18 protein-coding genes are annotated in these 14,769 nt (G+C 40.4%); 7 read left to right on the top strand and 11 right to left on the bottom strand.

All coding sequences use genetic code 11. The features are described 5' to 3' along the window. Nucleotides 1-11: 11 nt before the first annotated feature. The 7 genes from hscA to B9T29_RS01665 form a co-directional block, all read right to left on the bottom strand. Nucleotides 12-1,874, bottom strand: a complete 1,863-nt coding sequence (hscA, locus tag B9T29_RS01695) for a Fe-S protein assembly chaperone HscA (RefSeq protein WP_086174265.1) — start codon at nt 1,872-1,874, stop codon at nt 12-14. Between the two features lie 48 nt (nt 1,875-1,922). Beyond that, the gene (gene hscB, locus B9T29_RS01690; RefSeq protein ID WP_086174264.1) at nt 1,923-2,438 is read right to left on the bottom strand and encodes a Fe-S protein assembly co-chaperone HscB; all 516 of its coding nucleotides are present in this window, start codon (nt 2,436-2,438) and stop codon (nt 1,923-1,925) included. A gap of 107 nt (nt 2,439-2,545) precedes the next feature. Next, nucleotides 2,546-2,866 (bottom strand): iron-sulfur cluster assembly protein IscA, encoded by a 321-nt coding sequence (gene iscA / locus B9T29_RS01685; protein ID WP_086174263.1) that lies wholly within the window; start codon nt 2,864-2,866, stop codon nt 2,546-2,548. A gap of 38 nt (nt 2,867-2,904) precedes the next feature. Next, a complete protein-coding gene (gene iscU / locus B9T29_RS01680) occupies nt 2,905-3,291 on the bottom strand; it encodes a Fe-S cluster assembly scaffold IscU (protein WP_086174262.1) in 387 nt (128 codons plus the stop codon). 114 nt (nt 3,292-3,405) lie between these two features. Beyond that, nucleotides 3,406-4,623: an IscS subfamily cysteine desulfurase gene (locus B9T29_RS01675; RefSeq protein WP_086174261.1), complete on the bottom strand. Its 1,218-nt coding sequence runs from the start codon at nt 4,621-4,623 to the stop codon at nt 3,406-3,408. A gap of 1 nt (nt 4,624) precedes the next feature. Then, nucleotides 4,625-5,098: an Rrf2 family transcriptional regulator gene (locus tag B9T29_RS01670; protein ID WP_086174260.1), complete on the bottom strand. Its 474-nt coding sequence runs from the start codon at nt 5,096-5,098 to the stop codon at nt 4,625-4,627. Between the two features lie 111 nt (nt 5,099-5,209). Beyond that, the gene (locus tag B9T29_RS01665; protein WP_086174259.1) at nt 5,210-5,857 is read right to left on the bottom strand and encodes a hypothetical protein; all 648 of its coding nucleotides are present in this window, start codon (nt 5,855-5,857) and stop codon (nt 5,210-5,212) included. A gap of 188 nt (nt 5,858-6,045) precedes the next feature. Between B9T29_RS01665 and B9T29_RS01660 the strand changes: the two genes are divergently transcribed. From B9T29_RS01660 to B9T29_RS01650, 3 genes are all read left to right on the top strand, one after another. Further along, nucleotides 6,046-6,513 (top strand): phasin family protein, encoded by a 468-nt coding sequence (locus B9T29_RS01660; protein WP_086174258.1) that lies wholly within the window; start codon nt 6,046-6,048, stop codon nt 6,511-6,513. 158 nt (nt 6,514-6,671) lie between these two features. Then, nucleotides 6,672-6,944, top strand: a complete 273-nt coding sequence (locus tag B9T29_RS01655) for an HU family DNA-binding protein (RefSeq protein ID WP_004651791.1) — start codon at nt 6,672-6,674, stop codon at nt 6,942-6,944. A gap of 131 nt (nt 6,945-7,075) precedes the next feature. Continuing rightward, entirely contained in the window at nt 7,076-8,944 is a 1,869-nt protein-coding gene (locus B9T29_RS01650; protein WP_086174257.1) for a SurA N-terminal domain-containing protein, read from the top strand. A gap of 57 nt (nt 8,945-9,001) precedes the next feature. Here the strand turns inward: B9T29_RS01650 and B9T29_RS01645 are convergent, their stop codons facing one another. Then, nucleotides 9,002-9,874: a DUF2797 domain-containing protein gene (locus tag B9T29_RS01645; protein WP_086174256.1), complete on the bottom strand. Its 873-nt coding sequence runs from the start codon at nt 9,872-9,874 to the stop codon at nt 9,002-9,004. A 34-nt stretch (nt 9,875-9,908) separates the two neighbouring features. On the opposite strand from B9T29_RS01645, the gene B9T29_RS01640 reads away from it, so the two are divergent. Beyond that, nucleotides 9,909-10,379, top strand: a complete 471-nt coding sequence (locus B9T29_RS01640) for a DUF6231 family protein (RefSeq protein ID WP_086174255.1) — start codon at nt 9,909-9,911, stop codon at nt 10,377-10,379. Between the two features lie 108 nt (nt 10,380-10,487). Beyond that, a complete protein-coding gene (locus B9T29_RS01635; protein WP_086174254.1) occupies nt 10,488-11,156 on the top strand; it encodes a YidB family protein in 669 nt (222 codons plus the stop codon). Between the two features lie 77 nt (nt 11,157-11,233). Here the strand turns inward: B9T29_RS01635 and B9T29_RS01630 are convergent, their stop codons facing one another. The 3 genes from B9T29_RS01630 to B9T29_RS01620 are packed head-to-tail and all read right to left on the bottom strand — an operon-like array spanning nt 11,234 to nt 13,199. Then, a complete protein-coding gene (locus tag B9T29_RS01630) occupies nt 11,234-11,851 on the bottom strand; it encodes an OB-fold-containig protein (RefSeq protein ID WP_086174402.1) in 618 nt (205 codons plus the stop codon). Nucleotides 11,852-11,868: 17 nt separating this feature from the next. Beyond that, nucleotides 11,869-12,180, bottom strand: coding sequence for a Rieske (2Fe-2S) protein (locus B9T29_RS01625; RefSeq protein ID WP_171262901.1), 312 nt, complete (start codon nt 12,178-12,180; stop codon nt 11,869-11,871). Between the two features lie 14 nt (nt 12,181-12,194). Beyond that, nucleotides 12,195-13,199, bottom strand: coding sequence for an adenosine kinase (locus B9T29_RS01620; RefSeq protein WP_086174401.1), 1,005 nt, complete (start codon nt 13,197-13,199; stop codon nt 12,195-12,197). A gap of 135 nt (nt 13,200-13,334) precedes the next feature. Between B9T29_RS01620 and B9T29_RS01615 the strand changes: the two genes are divergently transcribed. After that, nucleotides 13,335-13,784 carry a GNAT family N-acetyltransferase gene (locus tag B9T29_RS01615; protein WP_086174252.1) on the top strand — a complete coding sequence of 150 codons (450 nt, stop codon included), beginning with the start codon at nt 13,335-13,337 and terminating at the stop codon, nt 13,782-13,784. A gap of 147 nt (nt 13,785-13,931) precedes the next feature. Continuing rightward, on the top strand, nt 13,932-14,699 hold the full coding sequence (locus B9T29_RS01610; protein ID WP_086174251.1) for a hypothetical protein: 768 nt from the start codon (nt 13,932-13,934) through the stop codon (nt 14,697-14,699). The last annotated feature ends 70 nt before the right edge of the window (nt 14,700-14,769 follow it).

Below are 14,769 nucleotides of genomic sequence, written 5' to 3'. Positions count from 1 at the left end.
TTTTTTCCTATTTATTTGTCCGAGTTTGACCAGTCATCAAGTTTAGTACCTTTCAATGCTGCATCAATATGTTGATTCATGCGTGCAGCTGCAAAAGCATCACTGTGTATTTTAAGCTGTTCTACAGCCTGTTCAATAGCTTTGATATCTGTAGTTTCGAGTTGAACTTCAAGCTGAGCTTTGGCTTGTTGCAACTGTATCAGCTGATCTGCAGATAGTAGTTGAGCATCCGCTTTTAATGCCTGTTCCAGTGCTTCGAGTTCACGTTTTGCTTCAACTTTGGTTTCTTGCAAATGACGAAGATTTTTATCTTCTTCAGCGTATTTGAAACCATCAATCAATAAGCGTTCTGTATCGGCATCTGATAAACCGTAGGATGGTTTAATGTCAATTTGTGCATGCACACCCGAAGTGGTTTCTTTGGCAGCAACAGTCAGTAAACCATCAGCATCCACCTGGAAGGTGACTTCAATACGTGCTTGGCCAGCAGTCATCGGTGGAATGCCATGCAAGACAAAACGGCCCAAGCTACGGCAATGTTCAACCAGATCACGTTCACCTTGTACCACGTGAATCAGCATGGCAGTTTGACCATCTTGATAAGTGGTAAATTCCTGACGTCGTGCGACCGGAATGGCAGTATTACGTGAAATTAAACGTTCCACTAAACCACCCATGGTTTCAAGACCAAGCGAGAGTGGAGTCACGTCCAATAATAAAGAACCGTCTTTAGAGTTGCCAATCAGTTGATTGGCGGTGATGGATGCACCAATTGCAACTACTTCATCTGGATTAATCGTGCAAAGCGGTTCTTGATTAAATACATCACGCACGGCTTTTTGTACGGCATAAGAACGGGTTGAACCACCGACTAGAACGACATTTTTAATATCATCTAGTTCCAGTTTGGCATCGCGCATCACGCGTTTGCAGACACTGATGGTTTTATCTAAAGCAACTTTGATGATCTCTTCAAAGCTTGCGCGATCCAGCGTTAGGCTCTGGTCTAAAACTTTCAGCTCAACCGATTCAGCATCAGACAGCGCTTCTTTGGCTTTACGTGCAGAAACAATAAAATGTGCATATTCAGCATCATCTAAAGTTTCAACATTGAGCTGTTTTTTAGCCCATTTCACAATTAAACGATCTAGGTCATCACCACCCAGTGCAGTATGACCACCGGTTGCTAGAACCTCAAATACGCCTTGTGAGAAACGCAGAATCGAAACGTCGAAAGTACCGCCACCCAAGTCATAAATCACATAGTTTTGATCATGCGCCAGATTGGTTTCCTGATCTAAACCATAGGCCACAGCTGCAGCCGTCGGCTCATTAAGCAAGCGTAAAACATTTAAACCAGCCAGTTGAGCCGCATCACGGGTTGCCTGACGTTGTGCTTCATCAAAATAAGCCGGTACTGTAATGACAGCGCCATTGACTGGATTATTTAAGCTGCTTTCTGCACGGTCTTTCAGCTGTTTTAAAATTTCAGCTGAAATTTCTACTGGGGTTTTACGACCTTGAGCCGTTTCAAAAGCGGGCATTTCATTGGTTTCACCCACGAGTGTGTAGGGGTGCTGGAATTTAATGTCGGCAGCCGAGCGACCCATAAAACGCTTTACCGAAACAATGGTGTTTTTAGGATCTGTAGTAATAAAAGATTTGGCTTCATCGCCATATTGGGTATTGTTATGACTATAGTGCACAATAGAGGGAAGTAACACGCGACCTTGTTGGTCGTTGAGTACTTTGGCTTTACCTGAAAGTACTGTGGCAACCAATGAATGCGTTGTACCTAAGTCAATACCAATTGCGATGCGGTGTTCATGCGGTGCACTTGATTGACCGGGTTCTGCAATTTGCAAGAGAGCCATTGTGTTACATCCTTAGAACTAAAAATTAAAAAATAAAATCAAAAAGAATTAAAAATCATCATCTAAATCAAAGCTGTCATCATCCAGGAAACGATCTTCAGCTTTGTCGATGTCAGCCAATACCTTGACAAAGAAACGCAATTTACGCACGGTATCGCGAGCTTCGCCCCAGTCTTCATCTTCATAGTCGATTTTAAATTCACGGACTAAACCGTCAATCCATTGTTGAACTTCGTGCTTTAAGGAAACCAGATCCTCAGCCGATGCAGCTTCATCCAGCTGTTCACGAATTTCCAGTGCTGACTGTAAAAATTCGAAATCCCCAATTGATTGATCCAGATGATAGTCTTGTTTTTTCAGACTCAAGAGATAAGCAGCGCGGCTATCCACATTCGATAAAGCCTTGAATGCCTGATTGATCTCGCTCGATTTAATCAGGGCCTGATCTTTGTCTTCGGCTTTATCTGGATGATATTGTTGCTGCAACTTTAAAAATTCATTTTTTAAAGCGGCCAAATCAATATCGAGTGCTACAGGGAGGTTGAACAGCTCAAAATGATTCATGGGAGATTGGATCCGCGCGATAGATATGCAAAAATTGACTGCTTAAATGCAATTAAAACAGTGCATTTTACACTGTTTTAATCACCAAAAGAGAGGGGATTGGGTGTTTAAACGGTGAAAGATTCACCACAGCCACATTCGCCTTTTTTATTCGGGTTGTTAAATTCGAAGCCTTCATTGAGACCGTTTTTCACGTAGTCCATCTCCATACCTTCGAGATAAACCAGGCTTTTGGGGTCAACAAAAACTTTCACACCAAACTGTTCAAAGCTTTGATCGTGTACATCGACTTCATCGACGAATTCGAGCACATAGGCCAAACCAGAACAGCCGGAAGTTTTCACCCCAACGCGAATGCCTTCACCCTTACCGCGATTCTTTAGGTAATTGCTGATATGAGTTGCAGCATTTTCAGTTAAATGGATCATGAAAACTCCGTTAATCTTTTATCAAAAACTTGAAACACTTAAGCTTTTGTTTTTTTGCTGCGATAGTCTTCAACAGCAGCTTTAATCGCATCTTCAGCAAGTACAGAACAGTGTACTTTTACTGGAGGTAGAGCCAGTTCGGTCGCAATGTCGATGTTCTTGATGGCTTGTGCTTCATCAAGCGTTTTGCCTTTTAACCACTCGGTTACAAGTGAGCTAGAAGCAATAGCTGAACCACAACCATAAGTTTTGAAACGTGCTTCTTCAATCACACCTTCATCATTCACTTGAATTTGAAGACGCATGACATCACCACAAGCTGGTGCACCGACCATACCTGTACCAACATTTTCAGCATTTTTGTCTAAAACACCAACATTACGAGGGTTTTCGTAATGATCAATTACTTTTTCGCTATAAGCCATGATGCTTCTCCAAACCTCGGGGTCAGCCTTAAGATTCTTAAGATTAATATGGGGGTGAAATTACGTTTATCAACGAGATAGCTTTAAATTTTAGAGCTATCTCCAGACAATGAATTAGTGTTCAGCCCATTCAACAGTTGAAAGGTCGATACCTTCTTTGTACATATCCCAAAGCGGAGAAAGTTCACGCAATTTCTCAACAGCAGCTTTAGTCACTTCAAGAACGTGATCGATATCTTCTTCAGTGGTATATTTACCAAAGCTGAAACGGATCGAGCTGTGTGCAAGTTCGTCTGAAAGACCTAGGGCACGAAGTACATAAGACGGCTCAAGTGTTGCAGAAGTACATGCTGAACCCGAAGATACCGCAGCATCTTTTAATGCCATCATCAATGATTCACCTTCAACAAAGTTGAAGCTCACGTTGAGATAGTTTGCAACGTTTTGAGTAGGATGACCGTTTAGGAATACTTGTTCCAGGCATTGTAAACCGTTCCATAATTTGTCACGGAGTACGCGAATACGTTTTTGTTCAGATTCAAGGTTTTTGCCTGCAAGTTCAAAAGCTTCGCCCATACCCACGATTTGGTGAGTTGCAAGCGTACCAGAGCGCATGCCACGTTCATGACCGCCACCATGCATTTGAGCTTTAAGACGGACACGTGGTGAACGACGTACGAATAATGCACCAATACCTTTAGGGCCATAAATTTTATGAGCAGAGAAGCTCATTAAATCTACTTTTAAAGTTGAAAGATCAATTTCTACTTTACCTGCAGCTTGAGCAGCATCAACATGAAAGAAAATTTTGTTGGCGCGAGTAATTTCACCAATTGCAGCAACGTCAGTCACAGTACCAATTTCGTTGTTCACCATCATTAAGGAAACAAGAATAGTATCTGGACGAATAGCTGCCTGAACCATCTCAGGGGTAATTAAACCTGTTTGAGGAAGGGGTTCAAGATAAGTAATTTCGAAACCTTCTGCTTCCAATTCACGACAAGTATCTAAAATTGCTTTATGTTCAATTTTACTTGTAATGATGTGTTTGCCTTTAGAGGCATAAAACTGAGCCACACCTTTAAGCGCCAGGTTATTGGATTCTGTTGCACCTGAAGTCCAGACAATCTCGCGTGGATCTGCTTTGACCAAGTTCGCAACTTGTTCACGTGCATATTCTACTTTTTCTTCAGCCTGCCAACCGTAAGCATGAGAACGAGATGCAGCATTACCGAAAGTACCGTCAAACGTTAGGCATTCCATCATGCGTTCTGCAACTTGAGGGTCTACAGGAGTGGTTGCTGCATAATCAAGATAAATCGGACGTTTCATGTCAAATACCTGTAACCGATAAAAAGGCTGAATCAAAAGATGCTGTATTTTGGCGGATTGCAACGGTTTGTACGTTGTCTCGTGCTACTAGATCAGCAAGGGAGATTTTTGCTAGATAATCGGCAATGTGGTGGGAGAGTTCTTGCCATAAATCGTGAGTCAAGCACATTGCACCATTTTGGCAGTTACCTTTATGGTCACAACGGGTCGCATCAACTGTTTCGTTTACAGCTTCAATAATTTCTAATACTGTGATTTCTTCAGCGTTACGAGCCAGGTGATAACCACCGTTGGCACCACGAACACTAGAAACTAAGCCGTGGCGCTTGAGTTTCGCAAATAACTGCTCAAGATAAGCAACAGAGATACTTTGACGAGCTGCAATTTCAGCAAGCGTGATCGTTTGTTCAGTTGGCTGCAAAGCTAAATCAAGTAGAGCAGTCACTGCGTAACGACCGCGAGTAGTAAGACGCATGATTCGATACACATATTAAGACTAGATGTGTTGATTTTATGAATCCTGACTAAAATAGTCAAGTTTTTTATTGGGCTTTCATTTTTTTTGTTTTATAAGAAAATTAGATATTTATGCAATCCACCAATTATACACTAATAACACAACTAATAGCACGATAGTTATACTAAAAGTCATATTGATTCTTTTCTGTTTTTGTTGAATACGGCGAATGCGATTCTTATATTGTTTAACTTCTACCTCTAGAGTATTGATTTTTGAACGTTGCTGATCGATTTTTTCTAATAGAGGCACAATGCGCTTTTTGGAGGCAATAACATCTTGCCCGTCAATAGGTTCGCTAAGCCATTGTTTCCAGTCCGATAAAACTTTGGGAAAACTAAAAAGAAGAGTTAAATCGCGAAACTCATCTTTAAGGGTGATGTCACCATCAATGCGCATTTTTTTAATGCTACGGCGATTGGCAAAGACAAAAACTTTAATCAAATCTGTAAGTGTAGTGCGAACATCCAGATCAACCATTTTCTCGGGAGCTTTGGTGTCAAACAATACGCCATGTTCTGTGAAAACCACATAAAAATCAAAATAAGGTAAATAGCTATTAATTTTAATGGCAATTTTTTGGTCTATAAATTTTTTAGCCTGCAAGCCAACGACCCGATCATGTTTTAAGATGAAGGTAAAGATTGTCTCCAAAACAATCATAGTCATTGTGAGCAACAAATGCGGTTGATTTTGACCTTGTTGCGATTCACTCATAAAACTTAATCCTTACCTGAAAGGAGCATCCGATGCTCGAAAATCTGTTCAGGGCTTATCACAAATATATTAATCTTGCTTTGTAGAACAGTTTAGCAAATCGATCAAGTGTTTAATTTGCTATTATAGCTGTATTTTTTAAGTAATTATATTTAAGTTGTATGGAAAATAAGCAGGAGATGGTGTGAATGGATAAATCGAAAAAAGATCAAGAGATTGATCAACAAAAAAATGAAAATGCTGATAAAACAAAGAATAAAGCACGTTCAGGTCGTAAATCGGCTTTGGATTTTCGTAAATATACTCAACAGATATGGCTTGCTGGTTTGGGGGCTTTTTCGCGTGCGGAAGAAGAGGGGAATAAATTATTTGACTCTTTAGTCAAGGTGGGGGAGGAACTGGAATCCAAAACCACAGAAATTGCCGATCAAACTGTAGAAAAGGTTTCAGAAAAAGCCAAAGAGTCGGTGAGTGACACTAAAGATAAAGTAGAAAAATTATTGGATCATAGTGTGAACCATTCTTTAAACAGAATTGGTCTGGTGACGGTTAAAGATATTCAACATCTAGAAACCCTAATATTACAACTACATAGCAAGGTTGATTTTTTGATCGAAGAAAATAAGATTTTAAAAGCGCAAATTGTAAAAAAATGAAACATTTTTGCTTTTTCTGCATTTTTCAACAATTTTTTTCGCAAATATTTTGCAGAAAAGCATATTCAGAGTATTGCGTTTTGCCCCAAAGCATTGATATAAAGGTGCTATGGAATCCTTAGACCTTAAATAAACGATATTAAGAGGACGTAATCTTCATGAATAAATCAGAATTAATCGATGCAATTGCAGAGAAAGGGGGATTGTCTAAGACTGATGCAGGTAAAGCCTTAGATGCAACAATTGCTTCAATTACTGAAGCACTTAAATCTGGTGATACTGTTACACTTGTTGGTTTTGGTACATTCAACGTTAAAGAGCGTGCGGCACGTACAGGTCGTAACCCGCAAACTGGTGCAGCTTTAGAAATTAAAGCAAGCAAAGTACCAAGCTTTAAAGCAGGTAAAGGTTTAAAAGATTCTGTAGCTTAATCTTTTTTGATGCCGATAAACGCGCCCTAGAAGGCGCGTTTTTTATTAATAATGCCGATTACAGTTTGAACTCATTCATTCAGAGCAGGTTTTCAGGTAAAATCCCCCACAAATAAAATATTGGAATACTTATGGAATCTTTTCGTAAAGTTATTAAAGGTTGGTTGGGCAAAGCTTTGCTCATTTTGTTTTTGACCCCTTTAGCACTTGTAGGTATTGAAGGATATTTTAGTGGTGGAAAGTCAGAAGACACGGCAAAATTGGTCAATGGCCAAGAAATTTCTAAAAAAGAATTAGAATCACTGACCAAAACATTTAAAGACCAATACTTGGCTTATGCCAATGGCGACGAAACTTTATTGAATCAATCTTTCATTGAAAATAAAGCGATGGATAGCCTGGTTGCTCGTACCTTGTTATTGCAACAGGCCGAAGAGTTGGGTATTTCTTTGAGTGATGCACAAATTGAACAGATGGTTGCTCAACAACCGAGCTTTCAGGAAAACGGTAAATTTTCTGAAGCCTTGTACTCAAATTATTTACGTTCAGTGGGTATGACCAGTCAGGCTTTGATTGCAAACTTGCGTAAAGATCATGCCCTTAAAATGTTGACTTCAACATTTATGGACTATGCATTGGTGAGCAAGCTTGATATTCAGCAAATTGCCAACTTGCAGACTGAACAGCGTACTTTACATCTAGCGAGCATTAAGCTGGATGAATACAAGAAAAATGTAAATGTAACAGCGCAAGATATTGCAGCCTACTACAACAAGCATCAAAAAGCCTTTAAACAAGTAGCAAGTGTAGATGTAGACTATGTGGTGTTAACGCCTGCTAATGTTGCTCCTGCGAATACGCAAGTGACAGATGCAGAATTGCAGCAGGCTTATGCTGCCTTTGTCGATTCGCAAAAGCAAAATGCTAAGCCACTGGTAAAACATATTTTAATTGCTGCAGACACCCGTTCAGATGCTGAAGCGAAAAAATTAGCGACCGATGTTGCTGCGAAAATTAAAGCAGGCATGTCCTTTGCTCAAGCAGCAGCGCAATATTCGGATGATACCGAATCTAAAGCTAAGGGTGGTGTGGTAGAAGCTTATGCAAAAGGCGTGTTTGGTGATGCATTCGATCTAACGGTTGCTTCTTTAAAATCAGCACAGGTTTCAGCGCCAGTTAAAACCCAGTATGGTTATCATTTAATTGAAACTGAAGCACCGGCAGTAAAGTTGCCTTCATTTGAAACTGAAAAACCACGCTTGCTGGCCGAGTTGCAAAAGAGTAAAGCTGCCAATTCATTCTCTGATGCGGTAAATGGCCTGAATGAAATGGTGGTAGGTAGCGATGCACTGGATGTGGTGGCCCAAGAAGTTAAAGGGGTAAGCGTTCAGTCTGTGAAAGGTATGACCTTGGCTACTCAACATCCTGTACTGAGCGATGCCAATGTTAAAGTTAAGCTGTTTAATGATGATGTGAAAAATGGTGACCGCAATGCGTCTAGCAGCATCCAGATGGCAAATGGTAATACCGTTTGGGTGAAAGTGCGTAATTATCATGCGGCTGGGGTGCAAACTTTGGCTGAAGCAACACCAGGTGTAAAAGCGAAACTCATCGAACAGAAAGCATTAAATGCAGCGAAAGCGAAAATCCAGGCTGCGCTTGATGGCTTTAAATCACAACCTGCGGCAGCAGTAGCGGCGAAAAGTAAAATTGCGTTTGAAAGTGCAGGTGTTTTTGCACGTTCACAAGGTTTGAAACGTGAAATTGAACGTGCAGCATTTAGTGTTCCAGCACCGAAAGCAGGCATGTGGTCAGTGTCAACTGCTGCATTGCCAAATGAGTTGGTGGTGGTTGCTGTATCGAATGTCAATAAAACGGCTTCTAGTGCTTTAGCTAATGAGCAATTGAATGAATTGTCCAAGTTGTACCAGCAGCTTCGCGGTCAACAAGAACTGGATGATTACACCCAATATCTAAAATCACATGCAAAAATTAAATAATCTGCTGTAAAGAAAAAACCTGCGTTAAAGCAGGTTTTTTTATGGCTGAATTAAAGCTTATTCGGCACGGATTTTAAGCTCATAGCCTGAATATTTACGGATATTGATTACACCTGTATCTAAAATCAGATACTGTCCTTTAATCCCTTGTAACTTGCCGCGAATGATGGGGGTTTTGTCCAGATTATGCGATTTGACTTTTTCCGGATATTGTTCAACCGGATAAACAAACTCACGTGGCAGCTCATCTTCCATCACTTCAATGGTTTCGTTAAATTCCAGGTTCTGGCCAAATTCATCACGTATGGTCTGAATTTTCGGCGCAAATTCTTCAATCAGCTGTTCACGCACCTTAATTAAATTGAGTGGTTCAGCTTCACCTTTAAGCAGTTTACGCCAATCGGTCTTGTCTGCCACTTGAGTGCCAAACATGATTTCCAGTTGGCCTGAAAGACGGCGGGAGCCGACCTTCATAATCGGCAAGGCTTGCGTTGCACCTTGATCCAGCCAACGTGTAGGCATTTGTCCAAGACGGGTAATACCGACTTTTAATGCGCTTGAGTTGGCCAGATAGACAATATGTGGCTGGAAACACACCTCATGGGCAAAGCTGTCTTCACGGCAAGTACCGAGATGATAATGACAGGTTTCCGGTTTCATAATGCACATGTCACAAGATGCTTTGGTTTTGAAACATTTAAAGCAGTGACCCTGTGAAAAGGATTTGTTGGTTTTACTACCACAAGATACGCAATAGATATTGCCGGTCCATTCGATCTCGATTTCCTGGCCTAAATTGAATGGCAGGTCAACTTCTGAACGATCTAGAATAAATTTATATTCAACATTTGCCTTGTGTGTATGTTGATCAGTTACACTAAGGTCCTTAAGACCTGCATGCATTTTATGGCAAATGCCTTGTAGTTCCATACAGAATACTCTCTTCAATAATAAGGATGCAGTTATGGCTGAACAGAATGTCATCACTTCTATGCTAGACGATTTATCTAAAGAACATCCTATTCAAACTGCATTATGTATTGGTCAAAATCTGGCTCAATACAACAATAATCAATCAATTCAATGGCACTATTTTAACGTAACTGAGTTTTTAAATCTGCCTTTTGCCCGGCGATATGACCTGGGTTTTGTGGTGATGGACTCACAAGAGTTGGTCGCGCTTTCTGATGTGCAGAAGTCGCAACTGTTGGTGAAACTGCGTGATTTAATGGCAAAACGGATTGTGGTGGTGAGCCGATTGCAAGATGAGAAATTATTACGTTCTTTGGGCTTTACCCAACTGATTGACAAAACCCGACATGATAGCGATTTTGCTTTGTGGCAATTCAATATTTTAACGTATAAACATGTACCGGACTGGTTTAATTCCAAATTCTGGGCAAACCCTGAAAACTGGAATAAATTTCGCTGGTAAATCCGTTATCCCTTAAAACTGTATATCTTGCAAATTTTAACAAATCCTGATTATTTATTGCTTTAAAAGCATCGTATTCTTTTATTAAGTTCATAAAAGGATAATGCGATGACTAATCTGAGCAATATCGTTGAAATACTCGCTAAACAGGCTTTGGGTGGCAACCAGCAACAATCTCAGCAAGGTGGTTTAGCTGATATTTTAGGTTCGGTATTTGGACAAATGAGTGGTAATAATACTCAGCACAATCAACAAAACAATCAACAAGGCCAGCAAAATCCCAATAACCAGCAGCGGCAACAAGGTGGATTGGGTGGAATTCTGGGAACGGTGCTAGGACATTTAAGTGGTCAACAGAACCAGCAACAAACCCAGCAACGCAGTAATGTCGGATCAAGTAATACCAAAACCTTATTAATAGCCGTGCTTCCCTTGGTACTTGCCTGGATTCAGAAGCAGGGCGGCATACAAGGGGCATTGGATAAATTAAAAGGTATGGGGCTAAGCAGTCAGGTGGATGACTGGGTCTCTACAGGACCGGGTGAAAATGCCAGTGTAGATCAGCAGCAAGTTCAAGGACTGTTTGATGAGCAAGAAGTAGAGCAGGTCGCACAAGAAACCCAGGTGCCTACGCAGGATATTTATGGCGCAATTTCCAAAGTGTTGCCGCAAATTATCGATTACCTCACCCCGCAAGGTGAACAAACCAATAAACAGGAAGCCAATGCTGATATTCAGCAGGTAATGAACTTGGTTTCTGGTTTTCTGAAACGCTAAGATTTTTAAACCAGTTAAGTAAATGCTTCAGCTGGTTTTTGTTCATATTAAATGAAATAGCAGATAGTAATTGAATCTTACTGATGATTGTCCATGCTAAATAAACTATTGGATTTAGATATTTTTTTAGCGATATAGTGGGACTTTTTTAAGCGAATTAAAATAATTTTCGATTGAAATTCCAGTTCACCAAATTCAGGCTCGACCTGTACATAATGTAGTTGTCCAAAACAGTCTCTTACACGTGCTTGTGCGGAAAACCCCGGGCGGGCATTGCCACTGGAAATGGTTGCTAAGCGTCCTAATAGACTGACCTGTTGCTTGGTGAGCGTCGGCTTGATGACTTGGTCTAGGCAATGAATCATAAAGACAGTGAAAAACACTGCAATAATCAGTGCCGGAATAATCAGGTAATAAGCAGGCAGGAATTTTTGCTGTTGTGAAAATACACAAAGTTGCAGAAAATAGCCTGAAAAACTGAAGTTCATCAGTAGAAACACCACAATCAGTGTCTTGGAAAATTTGACATTGAGAAACGGTGAATCGGTGAGTTTTTTAGGTGAAAGTGCTTTTAGAAATTGAGTCGGGCGAATATTGAAGTAATAGCCAATGGTTTCTACCATGCTGAGTAAAATTAAAGCCAATAAACTTAAATGAAACGGGATTAAGTTATAGTCTTGCAGAAACTCAAGCATGGCAAATTCCATTGGGTTTATTCTTCTTTCAGGTAAATTCCACCATCAGAATGCACGGTAATTTCAACTTTTTCAAGTGATTGCCCTTGGCATGGACCAGAAATACATTCGCCGCTTTCAACCAGGAATAACGCACCATGAGTAGAGCATTCAATATATTCCTGATCACGGTCTAGAAACTGGTTTTCCAGGAATTCCAGTTCAACCTGTAAATGCGGGCAGAGATTCTGATAAGCATAAAATGAACCATCACGCTGAGTAATGAAAATGGTATCACCATTCGGCGTTTCGTATGAACGTGCTTCACGTTCAGGAATCTCTTCCGTCATGGCAATTTTAATCATTATGCACATTCCTTTTGGAAGTTGTTTAATAATTCTGCGTAATGTTCTACGCTCAGGCGTGGACCAAATTGTGAAACCACTTCACTTGAAATCAGGATTGCCAATTCGGCAGCCGCTTTCAGGCTTAGTCCAGCATTTAAGGCATACAGGAAAGCACCAGCGAAGGCATCGCCTGCACCATTGGCATCAACTGCTGTTACTTTACGCCCTGGAACTTTTAAGGTCTGTTCAGAATTGGAAATTAAAGCGCCTTCAGCAGACAATGTAATGACAGTGTATGTGCTTTTTAATTGCAATTTGGCCAATGCAGCTTCAATTGAATCAGTTTCTGTATACATTAATGCTTCATGCTGATTGCATAACAATAAATCAACGCCATCATCAATTAGCTCATCTAAGCCTTGACGTGCATATTGCACCATGGCCGGGTCAGAAAGTGTCAGCGCGATTTTTACCCCATGCGCTTTGGCAATTTCACGGGCCTGTTTAACCGCTTGACGTGCAGTATCGCTGGTCGATAAATAACCTTCAATATACAGCCATTTTGCAGTTTTTAACGGTTCAAAATCAATTTGTGTTTCACTCAGTTCAGCGGTAATGCCGAGATAAGTTTGCATAGTACGTTCAGAATCAGGGCTTACTAGTACCATACAAGTACCAGTCACACCTTCACTTACGGATTGTTTGGCAGTGTGAATGCCTGCTTCATTTAAACCTTTCAGGTAAATTTGACCAAGCTCATCATCACCTACACGGCAGGCATAAAATGCTTTACTACCTAAAGCACTGAAAGCAACGGTGGTATTTGCAGCAGATCCGCCTGATGCTTGACCTTTGTATAGTTGCGTTTCTTTTAAATTATTATATAAATTTGCTTGTGTTTCACCATCAGTCAACTGCATAGTGCCTTTTTGCAAATTTTGTTGAATCAGGAAATCGTCAGAGACTTTAAATTCTTGGTCGATTAATGCATTACCAATTGCAAAAAGATCAACAGTTGTCATGTCTTTCATTCACATTTCAAAATAAAACGCTAAGTTTACACCAATGCTCATGATTGCTGTAGATTGATGAATAAAATTCAATATATGACTGATGCCCGTACAAAATGCACTATAGGAAAAGATTAGGAAGGTTAGATGAATATCACGATTGCAAAAGCTGAACAATTACCTGCACAAATCACAGAATTAGCCAAGCAAGCTCAGAAAGAAGGATTTCAGCTTATTGATCAACTGATTGAAGAGTATGAAAGTGGCAAAAACAGGTTTGATCAACCTGGGGAATTTCTTCTTTTTGTTTATGATGATGAGAAACTGATCGCCTGTGGTGGTTTAAATCAGCAGTGGAACGAAAACGAAATTGATGCCCGTATTGGCCGGGTACGTCGTTTTTATGTCTTGCCTAAATATCGTAAGCATGGCGTGGGCAAGCAATTGTTACAACAACTGGAAAAAGAGGCGCGTGCCAATTTTTCAGCACTATGCCTGAATACCGACACCAAAAATGCCGCACATTTCTATCAAAAGCAAAATTATGTGTTTGTAGAAAATCATCCTAACTATAGTTATTTTAAATATTTGATCTAGTGACAGCATTTGAGCCAAAAAAGTACCATTAGAACGTCGATGGTACTTTCTTTTATTCACAATCCCACAAAATAAGCTTGAGTTTTAATTCTCGGTTAAGTCTTGCAGAGAATGATGATGAAATGACCATTAGATCATCAGTTTCTCATGACACAGCTTGAATTAAAACAACATCTGATAAAAGTTCCTGCAATAACGGCGCTATTCTGGTTGACCAAAATTTTTGCCACAACTTTCGGTGAAACAGGCGGAGATGCGCTGTCTATGTCGCTGAATCTGGGGTATTTGCTCAGTACCTTTATTTTTGCCGCGCTATTTATTCTATTGCTATTTTTTCAAATACGGGCAAAGGCTTATCATCCGTATTTGTATTGGTTCACCATTATTGCTAGTACCACAGTGGGCACAACCCTGGCAGATTTTGTCGATCGATCCTTAGGGATCGGTTATGCAGGTGGCACGAGTATATTACTCGCTCTGGTGTGTCTGTCTTTATTCACCTGGTATAGGGTAGAAGGAAGTATTTCACCCCATACAGTAAACTATCCACGTGCAGAAATTTTCTATTGGCTCACCATTACATTTTCCCAAACCTTGGGTACGGCTTTAGGCGACTGGTCGGCAGATAGCATGGGCTTGGGTTATAGTGGCGGTATTATCGTTTTTGTCACACTCATCTTAGTGATTCTATTACTGTACTTATTTAGCACAATTTCACGAACATTTTTATTCTGGAGTGCCTTTGTACTCACTCGTCCCTTGGGTGCAGTAGTGGGCGATTTTCTGGATAAACCGATTGCCTCGGGTGGTCTGGATTTAAGCCGCTTTGCCGCTTCAGGGGTGATACTTATTGCAATATTGTTGTGTATTCGCTTTAGCCATCAATCTGCTGCCAAAATGGACTTAAAGATATAGTTGTAAGATATAGCTATCTGCGCTGAGATTTAAAAAAATAGTCATACGTGGCTATTTTTTTGTTGTGTAA

It is taken from the genome of Acinetobacter sp. ANC 3903 (assembly GCF_002135315.1).
Classification (GTDB): Bacteria; Pseudomonadota; Gammaproteobacteria; order Pseudomonadales; family Moraxellaceae; genus Acinetobacter.
This window is presented reverse-complemented; position numbering and strand designations above follow the sequence as displayed.

Coding starts and splice junctions, on each gene's coding strand:
- hscA (WP_086174265.1), bottom strand. CDS start 1,874: ATGGCTCTCTTGCAAATTGCAGAACCCGGTCAATCAAGTGCACCGCAT.
- hscB (WP_086174264.1), bottom strand. CDS start 2,438: ATGAATCATTTTGAGCTGTTCAACCTCCCTGTAGCACTCGATATTGAT.
- iscA (WP_086174263.1), bottom strand. CDS start 2,866: ATGATCCATTTAACTGAAAATGCTGCAACTCATATCAGCAATTACCTA.
- iscU (WP_086174262.1), bottom strand. CDS start 3,291: ATGGCTTATAGCGAAAAAGTAATTGATCATTACGAAAACCCTCGTAAT.
- B9T29_RS01675 (WP_086174261.1), bottom strand. CDS start 4,623: ATGAAACGTCCGATTTATCTTGATTATGCAGCAACCACTCCTGTAGAC.
- B9T29_RS01670 (WP_086174260.1), bottom strand. CDS start 5,098: ATGCGTCTTACTACTCGCGGTCGTTACGCAGTGACTGCTCTACTTGAT.
- B9T29_RS01665 (WP_086174259.1), bottom strand. CDS start 5,857: ATGAGTGAATCGCAACAAGGTCAAAATCAACCGCATTTGTTGCTCACA.
- B9T29_RS01660 (WP_086174258.1), top strand. CDS start 6,046: ATGGATAAATCGAAAAAAGATCAAGAGATTGATCAACAAAAAAATGAA.
- B9T29_RS01655 (WP_004651791.1), top strand. CDS start 6,672: ATGAATAAATCAGAATTAATCGATGCAATTGCAGAGAAAGGGGGATTG.
- B9T29_RS01650 (WP_086174257.1), top strand. CDS start 7,076: ATGGAATCTTTTCGTAAAGTTATTAAAGGTTGGTTGGGCAAAGCTTTG.
- B9T29_RS01645 (WP_086174256.1), bottom strand. CDS start 9,874: ATGGAACTACAAGGCATTTGCCATAAAATGCATGCAGGTCTTAAGGAC.
- B9T29_RS01640 (WP_086174255.1), top strand. CDS start 9,909: ATGGCTGAACAGAATGTCATCACTTCTATGCTAGACGATTTATCTAAA.
- B9T29_RS01635 (WP_086174254.1), top strand. CDS start 10,488: ATGACTAATCTGAGCAATATCGTTGAAATACTCGCTAAACAGGCTTTG.
- B9T29_RS01630 (WP_086174402.1), bottom strand. CDS start 11,851: ATGCTTGAGTTTCTGCAAGACTATAACTTAATCCCGTTTCATTTAAGT.
- B9T29_RS01625 (WP_171262901.1), bottom strand. CDS start 12,180: ATGACGGAAGAGATTCCTGAACGTGAAGCACGTTCATACGAAACGCCG.
- B9T29_RS01620 (WP_086174401.1), bottom strand. CDS start 13,199: ATGACAACTGTTGATCTTTTTGCAATTGGTAATGCATTAATCGACCAA.
- B9T29_RS01615 (WP_086174252.1), top strand. CDS start 13,335: ATGAATATCACGATTGCAAAAGCTGAACAATTACCTGCACAAATCACA.
- B9T29_RS01610 (WP_086174251.1), top strand. CDS start 13,932: ATGACACAGCTTGAATTAAAACAACATCTGATAAAAGTTCCTGCAATA.